The organism is Nocardioides daejeonensis, from assembly GCF_003194585.1.
Classification (GTDB): domain Bacteria; phylum Actinomycetota; class Actinomycetes; order Propionibacteriales; family Nocardioidaceae; genus Nocardioides; species Nocardioides daejeonensis.
Window position 1 is genome coordinate 1 of record NZ_QHKZ01000011.1, and the last position, 21,769, is coordinate 21,769.

The 21,769-nt window shown below is 69.8% G+C and carries 14 protein-coding genes and 1 pseudogene; 10 read left to right on the forward strand and 5 right to left on the reverse strand.

What is annotated here, in order from left to right:
• A pseudogene (locus DNK54_RS20055) lies at positions 1-1,258 on the forward strand (hypothetical protein); the annotation flags it as partial.
• Positions 1,259-1,316: 58 nt separating this feature from the next.
• Here the strand turns inward: DNK54_RS20055 and DNK54_RS20060 are convergent.
• Entirely contained in the window at positions 1,317-2,333 is a 1,017-nt protein-coding gene (locus DNK54_RS20060; RefSeq protein ID WP_110208797.1) for an LCP family protein, read from the reverse strand.
• A 280-nt stretch (positions 2,334-2,613) separates the two neighbouring features.
• Positions 2,614-3,591, reverse strand: coding sequence for a UDP-glucose 4-epimerase GalE (galE, locus tag DNK54_RS20065; RefSeq protein ID WP_110208798.1), 978 nt, complete (start codon positions 3,589-3,591; stop codon positions 2,614-2,616).
• Positions 3,592-3,715: 124 nt separating this feature from the next.
• Here galE and DNK54_RS20070 point away from each other — a divergent pair, with 124 nt between their 5' ends.
• The 5 genes from DNK54_RS20070 to DNK54_RS20090 all read left to right on the forward strand — a co-directional run bounded on the left by DNK54_RS20070 (position 3,716) and on the right by DNK54_RS20090 (position 7,649).
• A complete protein-coding gene (locus DNK54_RS20070; RefSeq protein ID WP_110208799.1) occupies positions 3,716-4,483 on the forward strand; it encodes an N-acetylmuramoyl-L-alanine amidase family protein in 768 nt (255 codons plus the stop codon).
• 228 nt (positions 4,484-4,711) lie between these two features.
• Positions 4,712-5,623 (forward strand): alpha/beta hydrolase, encoded by a 912-nt coding sequence (locus tag DNK54_RS20075; RefSeq protein ID WP_110208800.1) that lies wholly within the window; start codon positions 4,712-4,714, stop codon positions 5,621-5,623.
• Positions 5,620-6,225, forward strand: a complete 606-nt coding sequence (locus DNK54_RS20080; RefSeq protein WP_110208801.1) for a hypothetical protein — start codon at positions 5,620-5,622, stop codon at positions 6,223-6,225. The genes DNK54_RS20075 and DNK54_RS20080 overlap by 4 nt, the downstream gene beginning before the upstream one ends.
• Before the next feature lie 99 nt (positions 6,226-6,324).
• On the forward strand, positions 6,325-6,921 hold the full coding sequence (locus tag DNK54_RS20085; RefSeq protein WP_110208802.1) for a hypothetical protein: 597 nt from the start codon (positions 6,325-6,327) through the stop codon (positions 6,919-6,921).
• A gap of 110 nt (positions 6,922-7,031) precedes the next feature.
• Complete coding sequence (locus DNK54_RS20090) at positions 7,032-7,649, forward strand: hypothetical protein (RefSeq protein ID WP_110208803.1); 618 nt, start codon at positions 7,032-7,034, stop codon at positions 7,647-7,649.
• 68 nt (positions 7,650-7,717) lie between these two features.
• On the opposite strand, the gene DNK54_RS20095 is transcribed toward DNK54_RS20090, so the two are convergent.
• The 3 genes from DNK54_RS20095 to DNK54_RS20105 all read right to left on the reverse strand — a co-directional run bounded on the left by DNK54_RS20095 (position 7,718) and on the right by DNK54_RS20105 (position 11,344).
• Entirely contained in the window at positions 7,718-9,289 is a 1,572-nt protein-coding gene (locus DNK54_RS20095) for an AMP-binding protein (RefSeq protein WP_110208804.1), read from the reverse strand.
• Positions 9,290-9,413: 124 nt separating this feature from the next.
• Positions 9,414-10,172 (reverse strand): SDR family NAD(P)-dependent oxidoreductase, encoded by a 759-nt coding sequence (locus tag DNK54_RS20100; RefSeq protein WP_110208805.1) that lies wholly within the window; start codon positions 10,170-10,172, stop codon positions 9,414-9,416.
• On the reverse strand, positions 10,172-11,344 hold the full coding sequence (locus DNK54_RS20105; protein WP_110208806.1) for an acyl-CoA dehydrogenase family protein: 1,173 nt from the start codon (positions 11,342-11,344) through the stop codon (positions 10,172-10,174). Before DNK54_RS20105 ends, DNK54_RS20100 begins: the two co-directional genes overlap by 1 nt.
• Before the next feature lie 88 nt (positions 11,345-11,432).
• Here DNK54_RS20105 and DNK54_RS20110 point away from each other — a divergent pair, with 88 nt between their 5' ends.
• The 4 genes from DNK54_RS20110 (at position 11,433) to DNK54_RS20125 (ending at position 21,667) form a co-directional block, all read left to right on the forward strand.
• Entirely contained in the window at positions 11,433-13,070 is a 1,638-nt protein-coding gene (locus tag DNK54_RS20110; RefSeq protein WP_110208807.1) for an AMP-binding protein, read from the forward strand.
• On the forward strand, positions 13,067-13,669 hold the full coding sequence (locus DNK54_RS20115; RefSeq protein ID WP_110208808.1) for a TetR/AcrR family transcriptional regulator: 603 nt from the start codon (positions 13,067-13,069) through the stop codon (positions 13,667-13,669). The genes DNK54_RS20110 and DNK54_RS20115 overlap by 4 nt, the downstream gene beginning before the upstream one ends.
• A gap of 149 nt (positions 13,670-13,818) precedes the next feature.
• Positions 13,819-15,336 (forward strand): helix-turn-helix transcriptional regulator, encoded by a 1,518-nt coding sequence (locus DNK54_RS20120; RefSeq protein WP_110208809.1) that lies wholly within the window; start codon positions 13,819-13,821, stop codon positions 15,334-15,336.
• Between the two features lie 232 nt (positions 15,337-15,568).
• A complete protein-coding gene (locus DNK54_RS20125) occupies positions 15,569-21,667 on the forward strand; it encodes a DUF5979 domain-containing protein (RefSeq protein ID WP_162602571.1) in 6,099 nt (2,032 codons plus the stop codon).
• Positions 21,668-21,769 lie beyond the last annotated feature (102 nt).

Sequence of the window (21,769 nt, forward strand, 5' to 3'; positions counted from 1 at the left end):
TGTCGACCCCTGGAACCAAGGAGGCGACCAGCAGCCGCCGCAGCCGGAGGACGGTCCGGGTGGCCCCAACAGTTCCGGCGAGGACCCCGACTGGCCCAGAGACACCGACTGGCCCAGAGACACCGACGAGCCTGCGGAACCGACCCACAACGACTCCCACAACCCTGACGACCCCGACAAGCACCGCCTCGGAGAGCTCACCGAGCTCACCGACCTGGATGAGGTCAGCTACACCGACGCCCCGAGCAGCAAGGATGAGCGACAGGAGCCGGAGACACGACAGGGGCCGGACGAGCCGGATATCGGCCGGGAGCCCGGTGTCGGTGTCGGGGCGTGGGGTGGGATGTCGCGGGCGGTGGCGTTCCCCGCTGATCTGCTCGACCGGCTGCAGGGCGTGGATTGGTCGGTGCTGGCGCCGCAACGGACGTTGTATGTGCACCTGCACGAAGCGGCCCTGCACGGCACCCCCGGCGTGGCTCGGGTCGAAGGACTGTGCCCCCAAACCCTGACCCAGTTGCAGGGGCTACTGGTGGGGGCGAAGGTGAGCATCAAGCCGGTCATCGACCTCCACCAACGCATCCGTGCCACGGCCTATGAGCACCCGGAGGCGTTGAAGGAGCGGGTCTACCTGATCACCGGCGGTGACTACTGGCCCTGGGCCACCTCCACCAGCCGCCACGTCGACTACGACCACATCACCCCCTGGCCCAGCGACCCCCGACCACGCGACCCCCGACCACCCGACAACGACACCGGCCCGCCGGAAGATCCCGACGACACCGGGCCACCCGACGACGACGGTGGTGGTGGCACGCGACCCCGGCCGCCTGGGTCACCGGGGTCAGGGGCCAGTCCCAGCACCGACTCACCGCGTCTCGACACACCCCCTCGTCCCTCGGCGGCACTCGAGGGCCCAGGCGAGCCCGCAGCCGGGGACCGGCAAGCCGCCCCCGTCGCTGGTGGCCGAGACAACGCGACCGGCAGCCGCCCGGCCGGGTGGACCGGCACCGACAACTCCGGACCACTCGGACGCCGACACCACCGCCACAAGACCTTCTCCGGCATCCGAGTCCGACAAGCAGGCGCCGGACGCTACATCCTCACCACCCGGCACCAGCGCAGCTACCTGGTCGACCACCACGGCACCCGACCCATCCCCTACCCCCACGCCGAAGCAATCCGCGACGCACCCCCAGGCGTCGACCTCTACCCCAGCCCCCTCGCCATCGACGCCAGTCACTGGGACACGGGCGCTTGAAGGTTCACGACCTGAACGTGTGGACCTCTCCACCCACGACGAAAAGGCGAGCTGTTCGCTAGTCGACCTCTGTTGCGACCGGGAGCTCGTCGATCTCGTTCTTGGCGTACCAGCTCTCGAACTGGTCGTGCTCGATGGCGTCGATCATCGTCCGAGCCTGCGCCAGCTTGACCTTCACGATGCTGGCGCCGTCGATGGTGGCCGAGCCGGAGTTGGGGATGGTGACGAAGCGGATCGCATTGCTGCGCAGGTGCCGGGCATCGAGCGCCAGGCTGCGGAGCTTGCTGTTGGTCATCGAGTCATCGACGGCGACGAGCTCTGAGAGCTGGCCGGCCAGTCGGGTGATCCGGACCGGGTTGAACACGGTGCCGCGGTCGACGACCCGGTCGAGGAGGGCGCGGAGGAAGTTCTGCTGCCGATGGATGCGGTCGAAGTCGCCCCGGGGCAGGTCATAGCGCTGGCGGGCGTAGAAGAGCGCGTCGACGCCGTTGAGCCGGTGGTAGCCGGCAGACCAGGTGCGTCCTCTGGTGTCGGCCTTGGACTCTTCGGGGAAGTAGACGTCGACGCCGCCGACGGTGTCGGTCACGTCCACGAAGCCTCCGAAGTCGACGACCACCACATGGTCGATGAAGACGTCGAAGTTCTGCTCCACCGTCTCGACTGCGAGGCTCGGTCCGCCCCAGGAGAAGGCGGCGTTGATCTTCGAGCGCCCGTTGCCCGGGATGTCGACATAGCTGTCTCGGGGGATCGAGACGACCTGGGCCTGGCGCCTGCCCGCCTCCAGGTGCACGAGCATCATGGTGTCGCTACGGAAGGCACCCTTCTGCCAGGTGCCGCTCTCGAGCATCTTGTAGACGTCGGGGCCGACATCGCGCTGATAGTCCAGGTCGTCGACGCCGAGAACGAGGATGTTCAGCTGGTCGCCTGGGACCCGCGCCGGCCGGTTGTCGGCGTCGAGCGGGAACCGGGTCACGCCTCCAAGCTGCGAGTTGAGGTACCAGAGCCACGCTAGGAGGGCGAGGACGACGACGATCACGGCGCCGACGAGGATGCTGAGAGCCTTGTGCTCGGCCACCCAATCCTTCGTCTTCTCCCAGCGTGTCCGTCGCCGACGACGTCGGCGGACGCGGACCGGAATCCCTTCAGCCAAGCGCGGTGCCTCCTCGAGAACTGGCTCCGAAGCGTTGCGAGCCACAGGGTCGGCCCCTGGGGTCGTGCGGTCTTCGGCCACGGCTACCTAACTTCCACCCTCCCCCTCCCCGCACCGGAGTGTAGAGAGGAACGCGGGATCTGCACAGGGTGAGTGCCGCGGGCATGGACGGAAGCGGCCTCTCGGAGGAGCCGCTCTGTCGGCGTCAGGCAGGGTAGGCGTCCCCAGCGGCCTGCCGTGCCGACCAGGCGCTGGCGACCATCTCCTGCAGTGAATGGCGCATCTTCCAGTCGAGATCGCGGGCGGCGAGGTCGCCGTCGGCGACGATACGCGCCGGATCGCCGGCCCGACGGGGATGGATCTCGGGGGTGAAGTCGATCCCGGTGACCTCACGGATCGTGTCCATGATCTGCCGCACCGAGCTGCCCGACCCGGAGCCGAGGTTGTAGACCCGCTCGACGGGCTCGCCGGCGTCGAGTCGTCGTGCCGCCGCGACGTGTGAGACGGCGAGGTCGGAGACGTGCACGTAGTCGCGCACGCAGGTGCCGTCGGGGGTGGGGTAGTCGTCGCCGTTGATCCGTGGCGTGGCGCCGCGGTAGAGCATGTCGAAGACCAACGGGAACAGGTTGTGCGGGCTGGTGTCGAAGAGCGCTTCCTCGCCGCTGCCCACCACGTTGAAGTAGCGCAGGCTCGTGTGGGCCAGGCCGTGGGCGGTGCCCTCGTCCCGCAGCAGCCATTCGCCGATCAACTTCGTCTCGCCGTACGGCGACTCGGGGTTGGTCGGGGTCTGCTCGGTGACCTGGTCGCCGCTGGGGGTGCCGTAGGTGGCCGCGCTGGAGGAGAAGACGAACTTGTCGACGCCGGCCTCGCGCATGGCGCGCAGCAGCACCAGCATGGTGGTCACGTTCTGCTCGTAGGTGTGCAGTGGACGTTGCACCGACACGCCGGCGTACTTGAATCCGGCAATGTGGATCACGCCGTGCACGGAGTGATCGCGCAGGGTGCGGGCGACGAGATCGGCGTCGAGGAGCGAGCCCTCGACGAACGGCACCTCGTCGGGCACGAAGTCTGCGAATCCCGTGGAGAGGTCGTCGAGGACGACGGTGTCCATGCCTGCCGCGCGCAGGGCCCGGACCACATGCGAGCCGATGTAACCAGCGCCTCCGGTGACCAACCAGCTCACGTGGGGTTTCCTCTCCGTCCGACGATCTCCGGGGGTCGAGGGTAGTCGACTCTCGGCGTGCGACCGCCCCTAGGCTGAACGCCGTCGGTGGAATCGCCGGCCGGAGGGCGAGGGGGCACAGCAGGTGCGTTGGGTCGTTGCCGTCATCACGGCGGTGCTGGCGGCGGGCTGCGCGAGCCCGGTGCGCAGCGGCCTCGCCCCGGAGCCGGAGCATCCCAGCAGCAGCCCGGCCTCGACCTCCACCCCCGCCGAACGGTTGCCCCTGGCCGGCCACACCATCGTGATCGACCCCGGGCACCAGCTGGGCAACGGAGCGCATGCGAGCGAGATCAACCGTCCCGTCGACGCCGGCGGCTTCGCCAAGGCGTGCAACACGACCGGTACGGCGACCAATGCCGGCTATCCGGAGGCGACCTTCACCTGGGAGATCGCGCGCTTGTTGCGCCGCGAGCTGCGGCGTCGGGGCGCGACGGCGCGGATGACGCGCTCCACCAACTCGAGCGAGGACTGGGGCCCCTGCATCGACGAGCGCGGCCGGGCCGCCCGCCACGGTGACCTGCTGCTCTCCCTGCACGCCGACGGTTCCCTCGCAGCGGACGCGCGTGGGTTCCACGTGATCTCGCGGCCGGACGATCCCCGCTCGGCACAGTTGGCGCGGGACGTCCGAGCGGGCCTGCTCGCGGTAGGACTGGAGAGCTCGACCTACACGGGGGACGACGGGTTGGTGACCCGCAGCGATCTCGGCACCCTCAACCTCTCGCCGCGGCCGGCGATCATGGTGGAGCTGGGCAACATGCGTGACGACGGCGACGCGAGGCTGATGAGCTCACCCGAGGGACGCAGGAAGTACGCCGCCGGCCTGCTCCGCGGAGTCCGCCGCTACCTGCGCTGACGACGCGTCGGCTGTGAAACGCGCTGGTGTCGTGCCCCTCTCCTACTGTCGGTGCATGGCTGAGCGCAGGCACGGTAGCCCGACCGCAGAGCATCGAGCTGCGGGGCGCGAAGATCGACGTGGCCCAAGCGGTCACGCTCGCCGAAGCGCTGGGCCTTCTTGTCGAACCCTGACGCTGACCGCTGCGGAGCCCTACCCGCCGGGGCGACCAGTCGCTACTCTCCCGGCATGACACTCGACACGGGCATCGCCGGGCTGCTGACGTTCATGGCCGACGCCGGCCAGCCACCCCTCCATGAGGGCACGCCGGAGACCGCACGCCTGGGTTTCAACACCTTGGCCGCGCTCAGCGTCGTCGACGGTGGGCCCATCCCGTGCCAGGTCGAGGAGACGACGGTCGCCGGGCGGCCGGCCCGGGTCTACCGGCCGGATGGTGCGGGCCCGCGCCCCACGGTGCTCTTCCTGCATGGTGGGGGATGGGTGATCGGTGACCTCGACAGTCACGACCAGCCCTGTCGCCGACTCGCGACGGACACGGGGGCCGTGGTGGTCGCGCTCGACTACCGGCTCGCCCCCGAGCATGTCTTCCCCGCGGCGACCGAGGACGCGCTGGCGGCCGCCCGGGAGGTTGCCGCCGACCTCGACTCCTACGGAGGCGACTCCCGCTTCGGCGTCGCCGGTGACAGCGCGGGCGGCAACCTGTCGGCGTACGTCGCCCAGCAGGTGCCCGAGGTGATGGCGCAGCTGCTGATCTACCCGTCGGTGGACAAGGCCGGTGACTACGCCTCGCGGATCGAGAACGGCAAGGGCTACATGCTCGAGCTCGAGACGATGCTCTGGTTCCTCGGCCACTACGTCTCCGGCCAGGTCGAGCCGACCGACCCGCGCCTCTCGCCGATGCACGGTGTGCGTGCTGGCCTGCCCCCGGCGGTCGTGGTGACCGCAGGCTTCGACCCGCTGCGCGACGAGGGCGTTGCCTACGCCGACGCGTTGGAGTCCGCCGGCGTGCGGGTTGAGCGCTCTCACCACGACTCCCTGATCCACGGCTTCCTCGACATGGGCAAGTTCAGTCCCGCGGCGGATGCCGCGGTCGCCGACATGAACGCCCGCTTCGCGGACCTGCTGGGTTCCACGCCGTGAGGAACCGGCTGCTGCTCGCTGCTGCTCTCACGGTGGCCTCGGTCCTCGCGCCCGCGGGGGCGGCGAACAGCATGGTCGTGAAGTCGGACCTGCTCTCACACGCGAGGGTCGCGAAGCTCTACCCTCACCTGGTCGACGGCTCGCGCTACACGAACCGCTCGCCGGGACTCTTCCTTGTCGGTGCCGACTGCGCCACCGACAAGCTCCATCGGGCCAAGGGGTGGTACGCCGGCTACGACCCGAAGCGTCCGATGGCCGTCACCGCGGCCAAGCCCTACGTCTACCTGCACGTCTGGGACTTCGCCACGGTCAAGCGTGCCAAGAAGGCGGTGGCCGCTGCGCGAGACCTGCCGCAGCGCTGTCCGCTGGTCGATGCCCCGTCGGGGGCGACCGAGGTGACGGCGTACGACGTGCCTGCCGTGGGGCAGGAGGGCACCGGCTACCGGATGCACACGCCCAGCGAGAAGGGGTGGGCGACGATCGGGCTGGCCAGGTCCGGCGCGCGAGTCGTCCACGTGGGTGTGGTGAGCTCCCGGAACGGGTTCGGAGCGGACCGGCCGATCCGCAAGCTCATCAAGGCGGCCGCCGCCCGCGCGTTGTGATCTTCGTCCGCTGTCGGCGTTGATGCGTGGCGGCACAGGGTTGGGCAGACCGGGACGCGGGTAGGGAGCCTCCGACCGACGACTCCGGGAGGACCTCTCATGAAGCGGACCCGCCTCGCTGCCGCAGCCGGCATCGCTGCACTCCTGCTCACCGCGCTGCCCAGTGCCCAGGCGGCTCCCGTCGCCAAGAAGGACCTGCCCGGCAAGCGTGACTTCGCCAAGGTCGTCCCGGCGCTCTCCGGTGCCACCTTCACGACGACGTCCGACGCCGGTTTCGTGTATCCCTCCTCAACCGACTGCGGGTACGACGAGAGCGCGTACGGCACCAGCGGACTGCTCCGAGTCGGCGAGGCCGCCTACCCGGGCCCGCTCGGTGGCGTGCAGGTCGTGAAGTTCGCCAAGAAGTCGGAGGCGAAGGCGGTCCTCGCCGAGGTGAAGCGCTACGTCAAGCGGTGCCGCGCGTACGACGACACGGTGATCACCACGCGGATGCGGCCGCTGAAGGTTCCCAAGGTCGGCGACCAGCGGGTCGGCTACAGCACGGTCGATCGCTCGCAGATGGGGACCCGGTACTTCCGGTGGGCGGTGCTGCGGCAGGGCAAGCGGACGGCCCTCGTGGTGGTGACCCGCGGGTCGAAGGTCTCGGCTCCGAAGTTCCGCAAGCTGGTGAAGGTCGTCGCCAAGAAGATGAAGTGAGCCGGGGCCCGTGGGGTCAGGTGGATCACCAAACCGAGATGGTTGGGATCGGCTCGACCTGGGTATGCCGGTCTCGACCTGAACCACGATTCCCCGGAGGGAACCCCCGCATGAACCACACCCGCCTCTCCGCTGCTGCCGCCGGTCTGCTCGTCGTCGGCCTGACCTTCGGTGCCACCCCGGCTGCCCAGGCGAAGGTGACCGCCAAGGACGTGCCCAGCAAGGCAGACATCACCAAGGCGTTCTCGGCACTCAAGTCCGGCCAGTTCGCCTCGGGCAAGGGCAAGGCCGTGAACGTTCCCGGCAAGACCTGCGGCACCTACACCGCCCAGAAGGTGAAGTCGGCAGCGAGCATCTCCGGGGCGGCCGACGCCGGCATCTCCGCCACCGCGAGTGTCGCCGAGTTCAAGTCCGTAGCCCAGGCGAAGTCGCACCTGTCGAAGTACAAGAAGTTCGTGAAGAAGTGCAAGAGCTTCACCGAGCCCACGACCAGCGCCAAGGTCACCCTGAAGAAGGTGTCCTCGCCCAAGGTCGGCCAGGACCGCATCGCCGTCCAGCAGGTGACGGTCGTGCTCGCCGGCACCCCGTACGAGCAGAAGGGCTACGCCCACTCGGTCACCATTCGCCAGGGCAAGCGGATCGCCGTGGTGCTGGTCAGCGACAAGAGCAAGGTCTCGAGCAAGAAGATCAACAAGCTCGCGAAGGTCGCCGCCAAGAAGGCGAAGTGACGGGCCCTACGGTCTGACCTGCATGCGAACGGGCTCCGAAGCGTTGCTTCGGGGCCCGTTCCCGTCGCTCAGCGCGGTGGAGCCTCGCGAAGCCGGTACGTCGAGCCGTGCCGCTCCCAGACCCCGAGCGGTGAGGCGAGGCCGCGGTCGACCTGGCGCTTGATCACCTTGTTGGAGGGAGTCCGGGGCAGCTCCTCGGTGACCTTGATGAAGGCGGGGGCCCACTTCGTGCCGAGGTCGGGCTGCGCGTCCAGAAACGTCCGGAACCCCTCGGGGTCGAAGGGCTCGCTGAGCTCGACGACGGCGAGCACCTGGTCACCCACGGCCGGGTCCGGCGTGGCGACGACGGCGACGCCCCCGAAGCCGGGGTAGCGCAGCAGCAGCCGTTCGATCGGTGCCGCGGCGAGGTTCTCGCCGTCCACCCGTAGCCAGTCTCCAGTCCGGCCGGCGAAGTAGAAGAAGCCGGCCTCGTCGCGATAGGCAAGGTCGCCGGACCAGGTCCAGCCGTGGCGCAGCCGCTGCTGCTCCGCCTCGGGGTTGCGCCAGTAGCCCTCGAAGAGTGCGGCGCCGTCGCGGTTGACGATCTCGCCGATCGCCACGTCGCCGTTGGTCAGGCGGCCCTGCTCGTCGAATGCTGCCGGCGGGCACTCCTGCAGCGTTTCGGGATCCAGCACGACGACACCCGGCTGGAGAGAGCGACCGAGCGCGCCGCTGGGCGTATCCGGGGTGCGCACGATCTGGATCTCGCCTTCGCTCGATCCGAACGAGTCGATGACGGTGCAGCCGAAGCGCTCCGCGAAGCGGGCGATGTCCCGCTCGGACGCCTCGTTGCCGAAGGCGATGCGCAGCGGGTTCTCCGCATCGTCGGGACGCTCCGGAGTCGCGAGGATGTAGTTGAGCGGCTTGCCGACGTAGTTGAAGAAGGTCACGCCGTGCTTGCGCACGTCGCTCAGCCAGTTCGAGGCGGAGAACCGACGTCGCACCACCAGGGTCGCGCCGGTTGCTACGGCCGGAGCGAGGCCGGCCATCACCGCGTTGGAGTGGAAGAGCGGCATCACGACATAGAAGGTGTCGGCCGCGGTGAGGCCGCGGCGCTCCACCTGCTGCCCGGCGATCCGGCCCATCCGTCCCTGGGTGCAGATGACTGCCTTGGGCGCGCTGGTCGTGCCGCTGGTGAAGACCAGCGAGAGCAGGTCGGAGGAGGTTGGTGTGCCCGTCGCCGCCGGTGGCAGTGCCGCGAGTCCTGAGTCGTATCCGACCGCGTCGACCTCGACGAGGGGCAGACCGGTCTCCGGGAGCAGCGGGCGTCGGGCCGAGTCGACCACGACGATGCGGCAGTCGGTGAAGGTGATGTCGCGCTGCAGGTCGGGGCCGCGCCGGGTCGGGTTGAGACCGACGGCAGTCGCCCCGTCGAGGGCGGCCGCAAGCCACCAGAAGACGTGCTCCGCGGTGTTCTCCAGGAAGAGCCCGATGTGCCACGGTTCGCCGGCGGCCGGTCGGTGCGGCCAGACCAGGGCCACCCGCCGCCGCGCTTCCGTCACGGCTTCGCGCCAGCTCCACGAGCGGCCCTCGAAGATCACGGCCGGAGTGTCGTCGTACTCGCGGGCGGCGACGAGCTCGGCAAAGGTCGGATCACTCACCCGGCGACCCTAGTTCGATCGCCCGGGAGGTGGGGGAGTGCTCCCGCCAGGGTGATCGAGCCTGCGGGGATCTCGACAGGCTCGATCACCGGGGACAGGCTCGATCACCGGGGGACAGGCTCGATCAGCGCGGGGCCATCCGCAGGGCTCCGTCCATGCGCACGACCTCGCCGTTGAGATAGTCGTGCGTGATCAGGAAGAGGGCGAGCTGGGCGTACTCGTCCGGGCGACCCAGGCGCTGTGGGAACGGCACTCCGGCAGCCAGTCCGGCGCGGAACTCCTCCGAGACGGTGGCCAGCATCGGGGTCTCGACGATCCCGGGAGCAATGGTGTTGACCCGGATGCCGTACTGCGCGAGGTCGCGCGCGGCGGGCAGGTTGAGGCCGACGACGCCTCCCTTGGAGGAGGCGTAGGCGGCCTGCCCGATCTGCCCCTCGTACGCCGCCACGGAGGCGGTGTTGATGACGACTCCGCGCTGGCCGTGGTCGAGGGCCTCGGTGGCGGCGATCTTCTCGGCCGCCAGCGCCATCACGTTGAAGGTGCCGATCAGGTTGACCTGGACCACCTTGGCGTAGAGCGCCAGGTCGTGCACGCCCTTCTTGGAGAGGATCCGGGCCGAGGGGGCGATGCCCGCGCAGTTGACGACCGTCCGCAGCGGCTCGAGGCCGCTGGCCGCGGTGTCGACTGCGGCCTGGACCTGCTCGGGGTCGGTGACGTCGACCGGCACGTAGGTGACGCCCTTGAGCTGCTCGGCCTGCTCGATCGCCCCGGCCAGGTCGAAGGCGTAGACGGCCGCACCGCGGTCCGCCAGTGCCTGCGCCGTTGCGGCACCCAGACCGGAGGCGCCTCCGGTCACGATGGCGGCGGTGTTCTCCAACTGCATCAGTTCTGCTCCTTGACGATGAGTCCGTCGTTGTTCGTGTCCAGCGCGCGCCCGATCACCATGCGCTGGATCTGGTTGGTTCCCTCGAAGATCTGCATGACCTTGGCCTCGCGCATGAAGCGCTCGACCGGGAAGTCCTTCGTGTAGCCGTAGCCACCCAGCACCTGGACGGCGTCCGTGGTGACCTTCATGGCGTTGTCGGTGGCGACCATTTTCGCAATGCTCGCCTCCTTGCCGTAGGGCAGCCCCTGATCCTTGAGACGCGCGGCGTGCAGGAGCATCGCCCGCGACGTCTGGACAGCGGCCTCCATGTCGGCGAGGACGAACTGCAGGCCCTGGTGATCGACGATCCGCTTGCCGAAGGCCGTGCGCTCCTTGGCGTAGGCGAGGGCGTGGTCCAGTGCTCCCTGGGCGAGGCCGGTGGCGACCGCGGCGATGCCGAGGCGGCCGGCGTCGAGCCCGGCGAGCGCGATCCTCAGTCCCTCGCCCTCCGCGCCGAGACGCCGTTCCACGGGGATGCGCACGTCGTCGAGCAGGATCGCGGTGGTCGTCGATCCGGTCAGGCCCATCTTCCGCTCCGGGGTGTCGGCGACCAGGCCTGGTGTGTCGGCGGGGATGAGGAAGCAGGAGATCCCGTCCTTGCCCTCGGCGGTGCGAGCCATCAGCTTGTAGTAGTCGGCGTGACCTCCGTGGGTGATCCAGGCCTTGGCGCCGTTGAGCACGTATTCGTCGCCTTCCCGACGGGCCGTCGTACGCATGGCTGCGGGGTCGGAGCCGGCGTGCGCCTCGGAGAGCGCGTAGGCGCCGAGCAGGTCACCGCCGAGCATCTCGGGGAGCCAGCGTTGCTTCTGCTCCTCCGTGCCACGGGTGAAGAGGCCGAAGGCGGAGAGCCCGTGCACGCTCACCCCTACGCCGACGCTGGACCAGACGGCGGCGATCTCCTCCAGCACCTGGAGGTAGACCTCGTAGGGCTGCCCGCCGCCGCCGTACTCCTCGGGGTAGGGGAGGCCGAGGATGCCGACCTCGCCGAGCATCCTGAAGACATCGCGGGGGAAGGTCTCGGTGGCTTCCGCCTCTGCGGCGCGGGGCAGCAGCTCCTTGGTGGCGAGGTCGCGGACGAGGAGCAGCAGGTCGGTGGCTTCCTCGGTGGGCAGTACGCGGCGAGCAGGCATCGGATCTCCCTCGACGGTGTGGCGGGCGTCATTGAATGATACTGTACTTAGGTCCACAGTACTGCTTTGAGTATCGCAGGAGTGCCTGATGACCCCTGACCAGCGTGTAGCCGAGCTGTTGAGCGTCTTCGACGCGACCGAGGTCGATCTCGGTCGCGAGCTCTGCGACCGGCACCCGGCCGACGCCGTCGGCTTCACGGTCGTGCAGCCCGACCTCTCGACCGTCGACCTCAGCTACGGCGACCTCGGGGAGAGCTCGCGGCGGATGGCGGCGGTGCTGACCGAGCTCGGCGTGCGGCCCGGCGACCGGGTGGCCACGCTGATGGGGAAGTCGGCCGACTTCGTCACCACGGTGCTCGGGATCTGGCGTGCCGGCGCCGTCCATGTGCCGCTCTTCACCGCGTTCGCGCCCCCCGCCATCGGTCTTCGCCTCGCTGGCTCCGATGCCCGCGTGGTCGTGGTCGACCCGGGGCAGCGCAGCAAGCTCGACCCGTCCGAGGACCTCCCCGCTGACCCGTCGCGTCGCATCGTGGTGGCTGGTGACGCCGTGGCCGAGGGCGACCTGGCGCTCTCCGAGCTGCTGGCTGCTGCCGACCCGGCGTCTGCTCCCGCGGTGGTCCGGGCCGGTTCCGACGAGTTGGTGCGGCTGTTCACCTCCGGCACCACCGGGACGCCCAAGGGCGTGCCGATCCCGGTCAAGGCGCTGGCGGCCTTCGTGATCTACCTCGAGTACGGACTCGACGTCACCGCGGAGGACGTCTACTGGAACGCCGCCGACCCAGGCTGGGCCTACGGCCTCTACTACGGCATCGCGGCGCCGCTGGCGCTCGGACGCCGCAACATCCTGCTGCAGGCCGGGTTCACGCCGGAGACCACCTGGAAGGTGATCCAGGATCTCGGCGTCACCAACCTGGCCGCCGCGCCGACGGTCTACCGCTCGCTCCGGTCGGCCACGACCCCGGCGCCGGCGGGCATCGCGCTGCGCCGCGCCTCCTCGGCCGGCGAGCCGCTCAATCCGGATGTCGTCCAGTGGGGAGCCGAGGTGCTCGGCTCGGAGATCCACGACACCTACGGTCAGACCGAGCTGGGGATGTCGATCGTCAACGGCTGGCATCCCGAGATCGCTGCCGAGGTGCGGCACGGTTCCATGGGTCGCGCGATGCCGGGCTGGGCTGCGACCGTGCTCAAGGACGACGCCGACGAGGTCGCGGATGCCGGCGAGCTGGGTCGCGTCGTGATCGACCTGGCAGGCAGCCCGCTCATGTGGTTCACCGGCTACGTCGATGCTCCGGAGAAGACCGCCGAGCGGTTCAGCGCCGATGGTCGCTGGTACTACACCGGAGACGCCGGCCAGATGGACGACGACGGCTTCCTCTACTTCTCGGCCCGCGACGACGACGTGATCATCATGGCCGGCTACCGCATCGGCCCCTTCGAGGTCGAGAGCGTGCTGGTCGGCGACCCGCGCGTCGCCGAGGCCGCCGTGGTGGGCGTGCCCGATGCCCTGCGCGGCGAGGTCGTCGAGGCGTTCGTGGTGCTCGCGCCCGGAACCGAGCCGTCGGTCGAGCTGGCCGAGGAGCTCAAGCAACGCGTCAAGACCAAGCTTGCCGCGCACCTCTACCCGCGCGAGATCCACTTCGTCGCGAGCCTGCCCAAGACGCCGTCGGGGAAGATCCAGCGCTTCGAGCTGCGTCGCGAGCGCGCCGCACAGGTCGCGTCGTCGTGACGCCCGCCGCCCGCAGCGGTACGGCGACGCGCACGCGTCGTCGTACCGTGCGGCAGGAGGATCTCCTCAACCGGCTGGTTGCGCTCTTCGCCGCCGAGGGCTTCGCCGGCTTCACCCTCGACGACCTGGTCGAGCGGATGCGCTGCTCGAAGACGTCCCTCTACACGTTGGCCGGATCGAAGCAGGAGCTGGTGGTCGAGGTCGTCAAGCAGTACTTCCGCGCCTCGGTCCCCGCCGTCGAGGCGGCCGTCGCCGCGGCGGACGACCCGCAGGGGCGGGTGGTCGCCTACCTGACCGCGGTCGGCGACTACCTGCGCCCGCTCTCGCGGGCGTTCATGGACGACCTCTCCGAGCACACACAGGCGGCCGAGGTCTACCGACGCAACACCGTCGCCGCCGCCGACCGCATCCGGGGACTGATCGCCGACGGGATCGATGCGGGCGCCTTTCGCGAGGTGCATGCGGCCTTCGCTGCCGAGATGGTCGCCGCGACGATGTTCGAGATCCAACGTGGCGAGATGTTCTCCCGCCTCGAGCTCAGCGACGCGGAGGCCTATGCCGAGCTCGCCTCCCTGATGGTGCACGCGCTCCGCGCCTGAGCGTCGCCTCCGGGCGAGAGATCGGTCACATTCTTGGTGTTCGGTCGTCGCTGCCGCGTCATAGCCGGCGTGCTGCGCCGTCGCACCAGTGCGTCGTATCTCGGGGAGCCCCGTCGAGGTGCGGGCGAAGTGATGAGGAGAGAGCACGCATGTCCATCGATCCGGCTCAGGTCCGCTACGTGGCCACCCCGGGGACGACCGCGTTCATGCGACTGCTCGACTCCGGTGCTCGTCAGGAGGCCCTGGCGGTGCTCGATGAGCATTGGGGCGAGATCTGGTACGCGATCGATCCGACCGACCTCAAGGCGCTGCTGGGCACCATTCCGGATCCCTCCGCGACCCTGGGCGACGCCGCGTACCTTCAGGAGCTGGTGGGGAGCGGCACCGGCGCCGGGGTCCAGGAGCCGCCTGCCGGCGCGCGTCCGGAGCAGCGGCTCACCGTCATCGCCCAGCAGATCGCGGACCTGCGGCTGGCCGGCAAGCCCGCGGCGGCCATGGAGATGGTGTGGGCGATCGCCGACGACGTACGCCGCCTGCGCGGCCCGGTGGTCGACACCACCGAGGGCGGCGTCGGCATGTGGCTGGTGCAGGCCGGCATCACTGCGTTCCTGGCCGGCGACCTCACCGGCGCCCGGACCCTCCTGCGGGAGGTGGTCGGGCTCCACCGCCCCGCACGATTCCCCTTCGTCGAACGCGAGGCAGCGGCGAAGCTCGCCCTCGTGCACGCGGTCGCCGGCGAGCCCCAGGAGGCCGAGGTGTGGCTTGCCCGGGCAGACCAGGCGCCGAGGACGGCGAGCTGGGTCGAGAAGCTGATCGACGACAGCATCTGGTTGGCCCGCTACATCTGCGCGGTGGATACCCTCGATCTGGAGCTGGCCGAGCAGATGCGGCGCGCCTCACCCTCGCCGTTCGCGCAACTGGAGTTCTGGGGCCCGGCCCTGCAGGCGCAGGTCCGGCACCTGTGTCTCACCGGACGTCACGCCCAGGCGCGCGGCCTGTGCGACGAGATGGCGGCCGCGGGGCTTCCGCCGCCCGAGGCGGACGGCTGGTTGAGCCGGATGCTCAACGATGCCTACCTGATGTGCTCACCACTGGGCGAGGCGACAGCCGACCGGACGCCCAGGTCCGACGCCGTTGCGCTGCTGGCGAGTCGGGTCCGCTTGCTGACCACTGGACAGTTTGCTCAAGTGACCCTGCGTGACATGGTCGAGCATGCCGCGGACCTACCGACGCGGACTCGACTCGGGCTCACCCTTCTGCGCGGACAGGGACTGCTGTATAGCGGACGCCAGGAGGATGGCCGCCTGGTGATCCAGGCCGCCCTGGCCGAGGCCTTCGAGCGCGGCACGCTGGGCGTGCTCAGTCTGCTCACCGACGACAGCCTCGATCAGCTGAGCGGCACCGAACTCGGCATGCGCGCACGGCATCTGGTCGATGACCGGGGCATCTTCAGGATCAAGATCGTGACCGTCCTGAGCTCACCGCTGAGCGAGGCGGAGACCAGGGTCTTGCGACTGTTGGCGCAAGGGATGTCACGACCCCAGATAGCTCAGGCCTCCTACGTCTCGGTCGACACCGTCAAGTCGCAGCTCTCCTCGGCCTATCGCAAGCTGGGCGTGCGCAACCGTGCCGAGGCGATCACCAAGCTCGAGCAGCTGCAGGGCTGACCTCAGGAGCCTGTGGCTCAGGTCATGCGCCACGATCACCCACCCTTTCACCCCTTTCGTCGCGTCACGGAACCGCGCGCCCCCGTCTCCTCTATGACGCCCTGCCTGGGTGTCGCTGCCTTGGGGAGGGTGGCTCCCGTTCTGTCGAAGCCAGAAGGTGTTGAGGTTGTTGCGTGCCAGATTGTGGCGAGGGCTGCATGCCGTCGTCGTACTGCTTGTGAGTCTGACCATCGTGCTGATTCCGTCCAGCGGGCAGGCGCTCAGCGCGCCTTCCGGGGACGAGCCGACCACCACGCCCTCGTCGGCCCCGGTCGACACCGAGCAGACGGACGACTCGGGACCCGCTGACCAGGAGTCGCCCTCCAGCGACCCCGCGCGCCCGAAGGGAGCGCGTGCCGATGCGGTGCCGACCTCCCAGGTCGGGATCACCAAGGAGACCAACCTGGCCGGCGGCACGCTGGAGCCGGGACAGGAGTTCCTCTACACGGTCGTCGCTCGCTGCTCGGGCCTCGAAGCGGGGTGCGTGAACCAGCAGATCGTCGACGTGCTTCCCGAGGGTCTCGATGTGACGAGCCTGCCGACGACCACCAACACGCGCACCGTCGCCTACGACGGCGCCACGCGCACGCTCACCATCACCTTCACCGAGGCGCTGCAGGCCCCGGTCGGCGCGACCGGTCTCAACGACGGGCGCCAGGTCGCGATCGAGATCGGGATGCGGCTTCCCGCCGACACCCCGCTCCCGGCCGGTACGACGATCCGCAACACGGCCTCCACCGACGCGGACAACGCACCACGGGTCGAGGACTCGGCCGACGTCGAGGTGACGATCCCGCGCAAGGTCGTTCCGGTCGCCACCAAGAGCTGGACCGACGGTGCGGCGGTGGCCCGCAGCGACGAGGAGTCCACGATCAACCTGGGCATCCGGAACGGGTCGACCAGCACCGTCCACGTCGACGAGCTGGTCGTCACGGACGCCGCCCGCGCCACGTTCGAGCACTTCGACCTGACCGAGGTCCGAGTCACCCGCTGGCCCCGAGGCGCCGACCGGGCGCAGCTGCTGGTCTGCACCGAGGCCCTCTCCGACTGCGCCGACGGCGACTACGTGGCGGGGGCGGCCACCTCCGACCTGGGCGCGCTCTCCCTCCCCGCAGGCATCAGCGTCGAGGACGTGACCGGCTTCCGGGTGCGCTTCTTCGCCGCCGACGGCTCCTCCCTCCCCTACGACGCCACGGGCGGAACGGTCGAGGCCGACATGGTCCTGCGCCAGCAGGTGCGCTCCACCGGTGAGGACCTGGCGCCGAGCGCCAAGCAGACGGTTCGCAACACCGCGGTACCCGGTGTCGTCGAGGACGGCGAGGTCACCGAGGGCGACCCTGTGCACGCCAACTACGACATCCTTCCCGACACGGTGGTCATCGGCACGACCAAGTCGTTCTTCGCCGACACCGACGGCAACTTCAACCGGGAGAACGGTGAGTACGCCGTCGTCGGTCATCGCTCACCCGTGAGCGCCAAGGTAGAGGTCAAGAACAACTCGCCCTTCGCCCTGCAGGAGATCCGGATCGTCGAGCCTGACCCCGGTACGGCGGGGGCGGAGTTCGACAAGCTCGACACCAAGAAGGTGCGGCTGCGGCTGCCGAGTGGTGCGACGAACGCCCGCCTGGTGGTCACCTACGACGACGGCCATGTCGCCACGACCGATCACGACACCGGCACCACCGTCGACGTCGAGCGTCCAGGGACGCAGGTCGTCAAGATCGAGGTCGTCTACACAGGCAAGGACGCCGACGGCAAGGCGACGATCGCGGTCGGCGCGACGGCCGGGCTGGACCTGCATGGCAACCTGACGGACGACGTCACCGATGCCGACCTGCCCAACGGCACCTCGCCGGGCGTCGTGAACGCCGCTGGCACCAGCGCCAAGGGCCAGACCACGGTCAACGGCACGGGCACCGCGGTCGGTGTCGGTACCGCCACCTTGCAGGTCGAGCGCGAGCGGATCACCGGCGAGGGCGTCAAGACGGTGGGCCAGGGGGAGATCCCGGCCGACCAGCCGATCCCCTTCACCCTGCGGCTGCGCAACAACGGCAACCTGCCGCTGGTCGACCCGATCCTCTCCGACCCGCCGGTCGACGCCGACGGGAAGCCCCGCACCGGCAGCAACCCCTTCGCCGTGCTCCGACTGGTCTCCGCGACCGTCCGCAAGGACAGCGGAACGCCCGCGGTCGCGATCGAGGTCTTCGACCCGGCGACTGACGCCTGGGTCGCCTACGCGGCCGGCGACGCCGACCTGCTGACGCGGGCGACCGGTGTCCGCGCGCTCGTGGACGGCGCCCTCACCCCGACCAAGACGGTCTACCTCGACCTGGTGACCGAGCGCCGCGACGAGATCGACGACACCGAACTCACCTTCTCCAACTGCTTCGTCGTCGACGCCGACAACCTGCCTGACGGAGACCCGGTCTGCTCCCCGGACCTGACGGTGAAGCCGGCCAGCAGCACCTCGTCGCTCAACAAGCAGATCACGCCGACCAAGGCGCTGGTCGAGCAGATCCCCGGCGTGGGCAAGCAGACCGCGCAGGTCGAGCTGACCATGGTCAACACGGGCAACGTCAACGCCCGGCGCCTGGTGCTGACCGACGACGACGCCGACTTCTTCGACGCCGTCGACCTCGGTCGTGTCCACTCGCTGCGCTTCCCGCTCGGTGCTGACCGGGTGCGGATCGACACGCTCGTGGACGGTACCTGGGTCGAGGGGGCCGCACGCGCCAAGTTGGCCGACGACGCGACGTACCCGCTCCCGACGGGCGTGAACGCCGCCGCCGTGACCGGCGTCCGTGTCACCTTCTTCCACAGCTCGGGCGACTACCGGCTGCGTCCGTGCGACAAGGCCTACGTCAGCGGCCAGTGCGAAGGCACGGTGAAGCTGGAGGTGCACCCCCGCGAGACACTGCGCTCCGCACCGACCACCGCGATCCCGACCGAACTCGAGAACACCGTCGAGGGTGGCGTCGAGAGCCCGCTCGACCCCGAGGGCGAGCTGCGCGAGGCGGAGCCGAACGACGCCACGCTGGAGTTCGTCCCCGGCAACGCCAAGCTGGACGTGGACAAGACCCCCAACACCGCGATCAGCCCCGGGGAGACCGCACCGTTCCGGCTCGAGGTGACCAACAACGGCACCGCCAACCTGCCCCGGCTGGTCGTCCGCGACCTGCTCCCGGAGGGCCTCGCGTTCAACGAGGAGTTCGACGGCGACGACGGTCAGCCCTTCCGGATCGTCGACACCGAGGTGCCGGCGGGAACCGCGCCGGTGCCGGCGCCGACCTTCACCCTGCAGCGTGACGGCGATCGCGTCGTCGGGCTCACCTGGGAGTTCGGCGACTGGGTCTTCCGGCCCGGGGCGCGGTTCTTCATCGAGATCGAGGCCACGCTGGCGCCCGGAGTTCGCGAAGGTGACAAGCACACCAACCTGATGGGTGCCACCGCCGACCACGACCAGTTGGTCTGCACCGGACCCGGGCAGGCCGACGGTGAGCTGGGCGACGGCCTGTGGTGCACCGACGACGCCGTAGTCACCACCAAGGCGGGAGCCGCCTTCCAGGCTCGCAAGTGGGTCGCTGGCACGCCCGAGCTCGGCTGGTACGACACGCGCACCGAGAGCGCGGTGCCGGCCGGCGACGCGAGCTGCCCCGTGCGCCGCGAGAACGGAGTCGCCTTCACCGCCCACCCGTGTGTGGCACTGGTGAACCCGGGAGACGAGTTCGACTACCTGCTCAGCATGGTCAACGCCGGTACCGAGCCGGCTACCGACATGCGGATCATCGACCGGTTCCCGATCAAGGGCGACAAGGGCGTGGTGCTGGACCAGACCGACCGCCGTACCGAATGGGACAGCAGGCCGGTGCTGGCCAGTGAGCCGCGACTCAACGGTGCGGGCGTGCTGACCACGCTCTACGCCGACTCCGAGGCGGAGCTGTGCACCGACGATCTGCGGATGGGGGCAGACTGCGCCGCAGGGACCTGGGGCGCCGCCTTCGGTCCGGACGCGGTCGGCATGCAGATGCGGGTGAAGTGGGACCAGCCCCTGGCGCCGGGTGACGGCGTGACGCTCGGCTTCACCATGCGGGCGCCGCTCGAGGTCACGCAGGTCGCTGACCCCACGGTGGCCTGGAACTCCTTCGGCCATGCCGAGATCACCCGGCGTGCCGGCGGTGGAAGTCGCACGCTGCCGCCCACCGAGCCGATCAAGGTCGGCGTCGCCCAGGCGTACGGCGTACTCGAGGTCGCCAAGGAGATCGCGGCGAACCCCGGCAAGCTTCCGGTGGAGGACCTGACCTACGAGATGGCCTACCGCTGCACGGTCGACCCGGTCGGCAACGCCGACCCGTTCGTGGTGGCGGACGGCACCCTCCAGGTGCCCGGCGGAAGTTCGCAGAGCGTTACCGGCCTCCCGGCGGGTGCGGAGTGCGAGGTCTGGGAGACCGAGGCCCACGGTGGTGTGAGCAACTACCCCGTCGAGGCGCCTGCCAAGGTCACCATCCAGCCGTCGCTGGGTGCGGTCGCGACGAAGCTCGTCACGGTGACGAACTCCTTCCCGCTCGCGGACCTCGCCGTGGTGAAGAAGGTCGAAGGGGAGGCAGCCGACTTCGGCGGCGCGGCCGACTACCGGATCCAGGTGCAGTGCACGATGGACGGCGTCACCGCTGCCGGCTTCCCGCGGGTCGTGACGATCACCGGAAGCGGACGTCAGCGCCTGGAGGCGCCGGTCGGCTCCCTGTGCACGGCGACCGAGCTCGAGGACGGCGGCGCCACCCGCACCGAGGTCGACCCGTCGGCCGGCGTGCGGATCGTCGCGGGAACGCAGGAGGAGCTGACCATCACGGTCACCAACACCTTCGACCGCGGCACGCTCCGGATCAAGAAGCTGCTCAGCGGTGCCGGCACCGAGCTGGCCGCAGGCCCGTTCGAGTTCACCACCGCCTGCACCTTCGAGGGGCGCGAGTTCGGACCGTTCACCACCGTGGTGCGCCGCACGGGTGACGCCACCGAGCTGACCGCTGCCGTCGATGCGCTGCTTCCGATCGGGGCGTCGTGCACGGTGACGGAGACCGACGACGGCGGGGCCGACGAGACCCCGCAGCCGGTCACGGTCCAGATCGTGGAGAACGACGAGGACAACACGGTCGTCGCCACCTTCACCAACGAGTTCTCCGCGGGCCCCGTGGCGCTGGAGAAGCTCCTCGCGGGTGACGGTGCCGACCGTGCATGGGCCACCGACGCGACCTTCGCCGTCGACGTCACCTGCGCCGTCGGTACGGCGGAGCAGGTGGTGCACAGCGCCGAGATCCGGATCCGTGGCGGAGAGAAGTTCGCCCTGACCCACCCGGACGGCGAGCCCGTGCTGCTGCCGCTGGGTGCTCGGTGCTGGGCGCAGGAGACGGAGACGGGTGGTGCCACCTCGGTGTCGACGAACGCAGACTCGTTCGACAACGCCGTCGAGGTGACTGCCGGTACGCCGCAGGAGCTGCAGGCTCTGCAGCTGGTCGTCACCAACACCTTCGACCTGGGTTCGCTCGAGGTGACGAAGAAGGTCGACGGTGCGGCGGCGCACTTCGCCGAGGGCCGTGAGTACACGGTCGCTGTCACCTGCGTCCTGCCGCAGGACGGCGTGCGGACCGAGCTCTTCGCTGCTCAGGAGCACACCGTCACGGCGGGGAAGACCGTCGTGATCGACGGGCTGCCGGTCGGTGCGGAGTGCTGGGTCGCCGAGCCGGAGGCCGGAGGCGCGACCCACACCGTGATCTCGGCGTCCGATCAGGGCAGCCCGGCCGTGGTACCCGGCGACGGCGCCGCGCAGGTGCTGGTCACCAACACCTTCGACGCGGGCGAGCTCGCCGTCACGAAGAAGGTCGAGGGCGCCACCGCTACGCGGGGTCCGTTCCACTTCGCCCTCGCCTGCACCACGGGCCAGGGTGCGGTCGGGCTGGCCGATGACGAGGCATCCTTCACGCTGAAGGCGGACCAGAGCAAGAGCTTCACGGTGCCGCTGGGTGCTCACTGCGTGGTGACCGAGAAGGACGTCGCCGACGGTGTCAAGGTTGCTTTCGACGACTCCGACGCCAAGCCAGACGGCAAGGTGACGGTCTCTCCGGAGGCCTCGGTGACGGTGACCAACACCTTCCCGGACCGAGGGCTGCTCGATGACGAGGACAAGTCCGACGATCGACTGCCCAACGCCGGCGGTCCTTCGGTGCTCATCCTCATCGGTGGACTCCTGGCCGTGCTCACCGGCGGAGTCCTGCTGAGCAGGCGCCGTCGCAGGGCCTGACGAAGCTCCCGTGATCGCGGCCGGTCGCCCCACGGTCGACCGCCTTCACGGGTCATGAAAGCTCGCGAGCGAGCGGAGTCGCCCCCCACTTCTTCGCTCGCT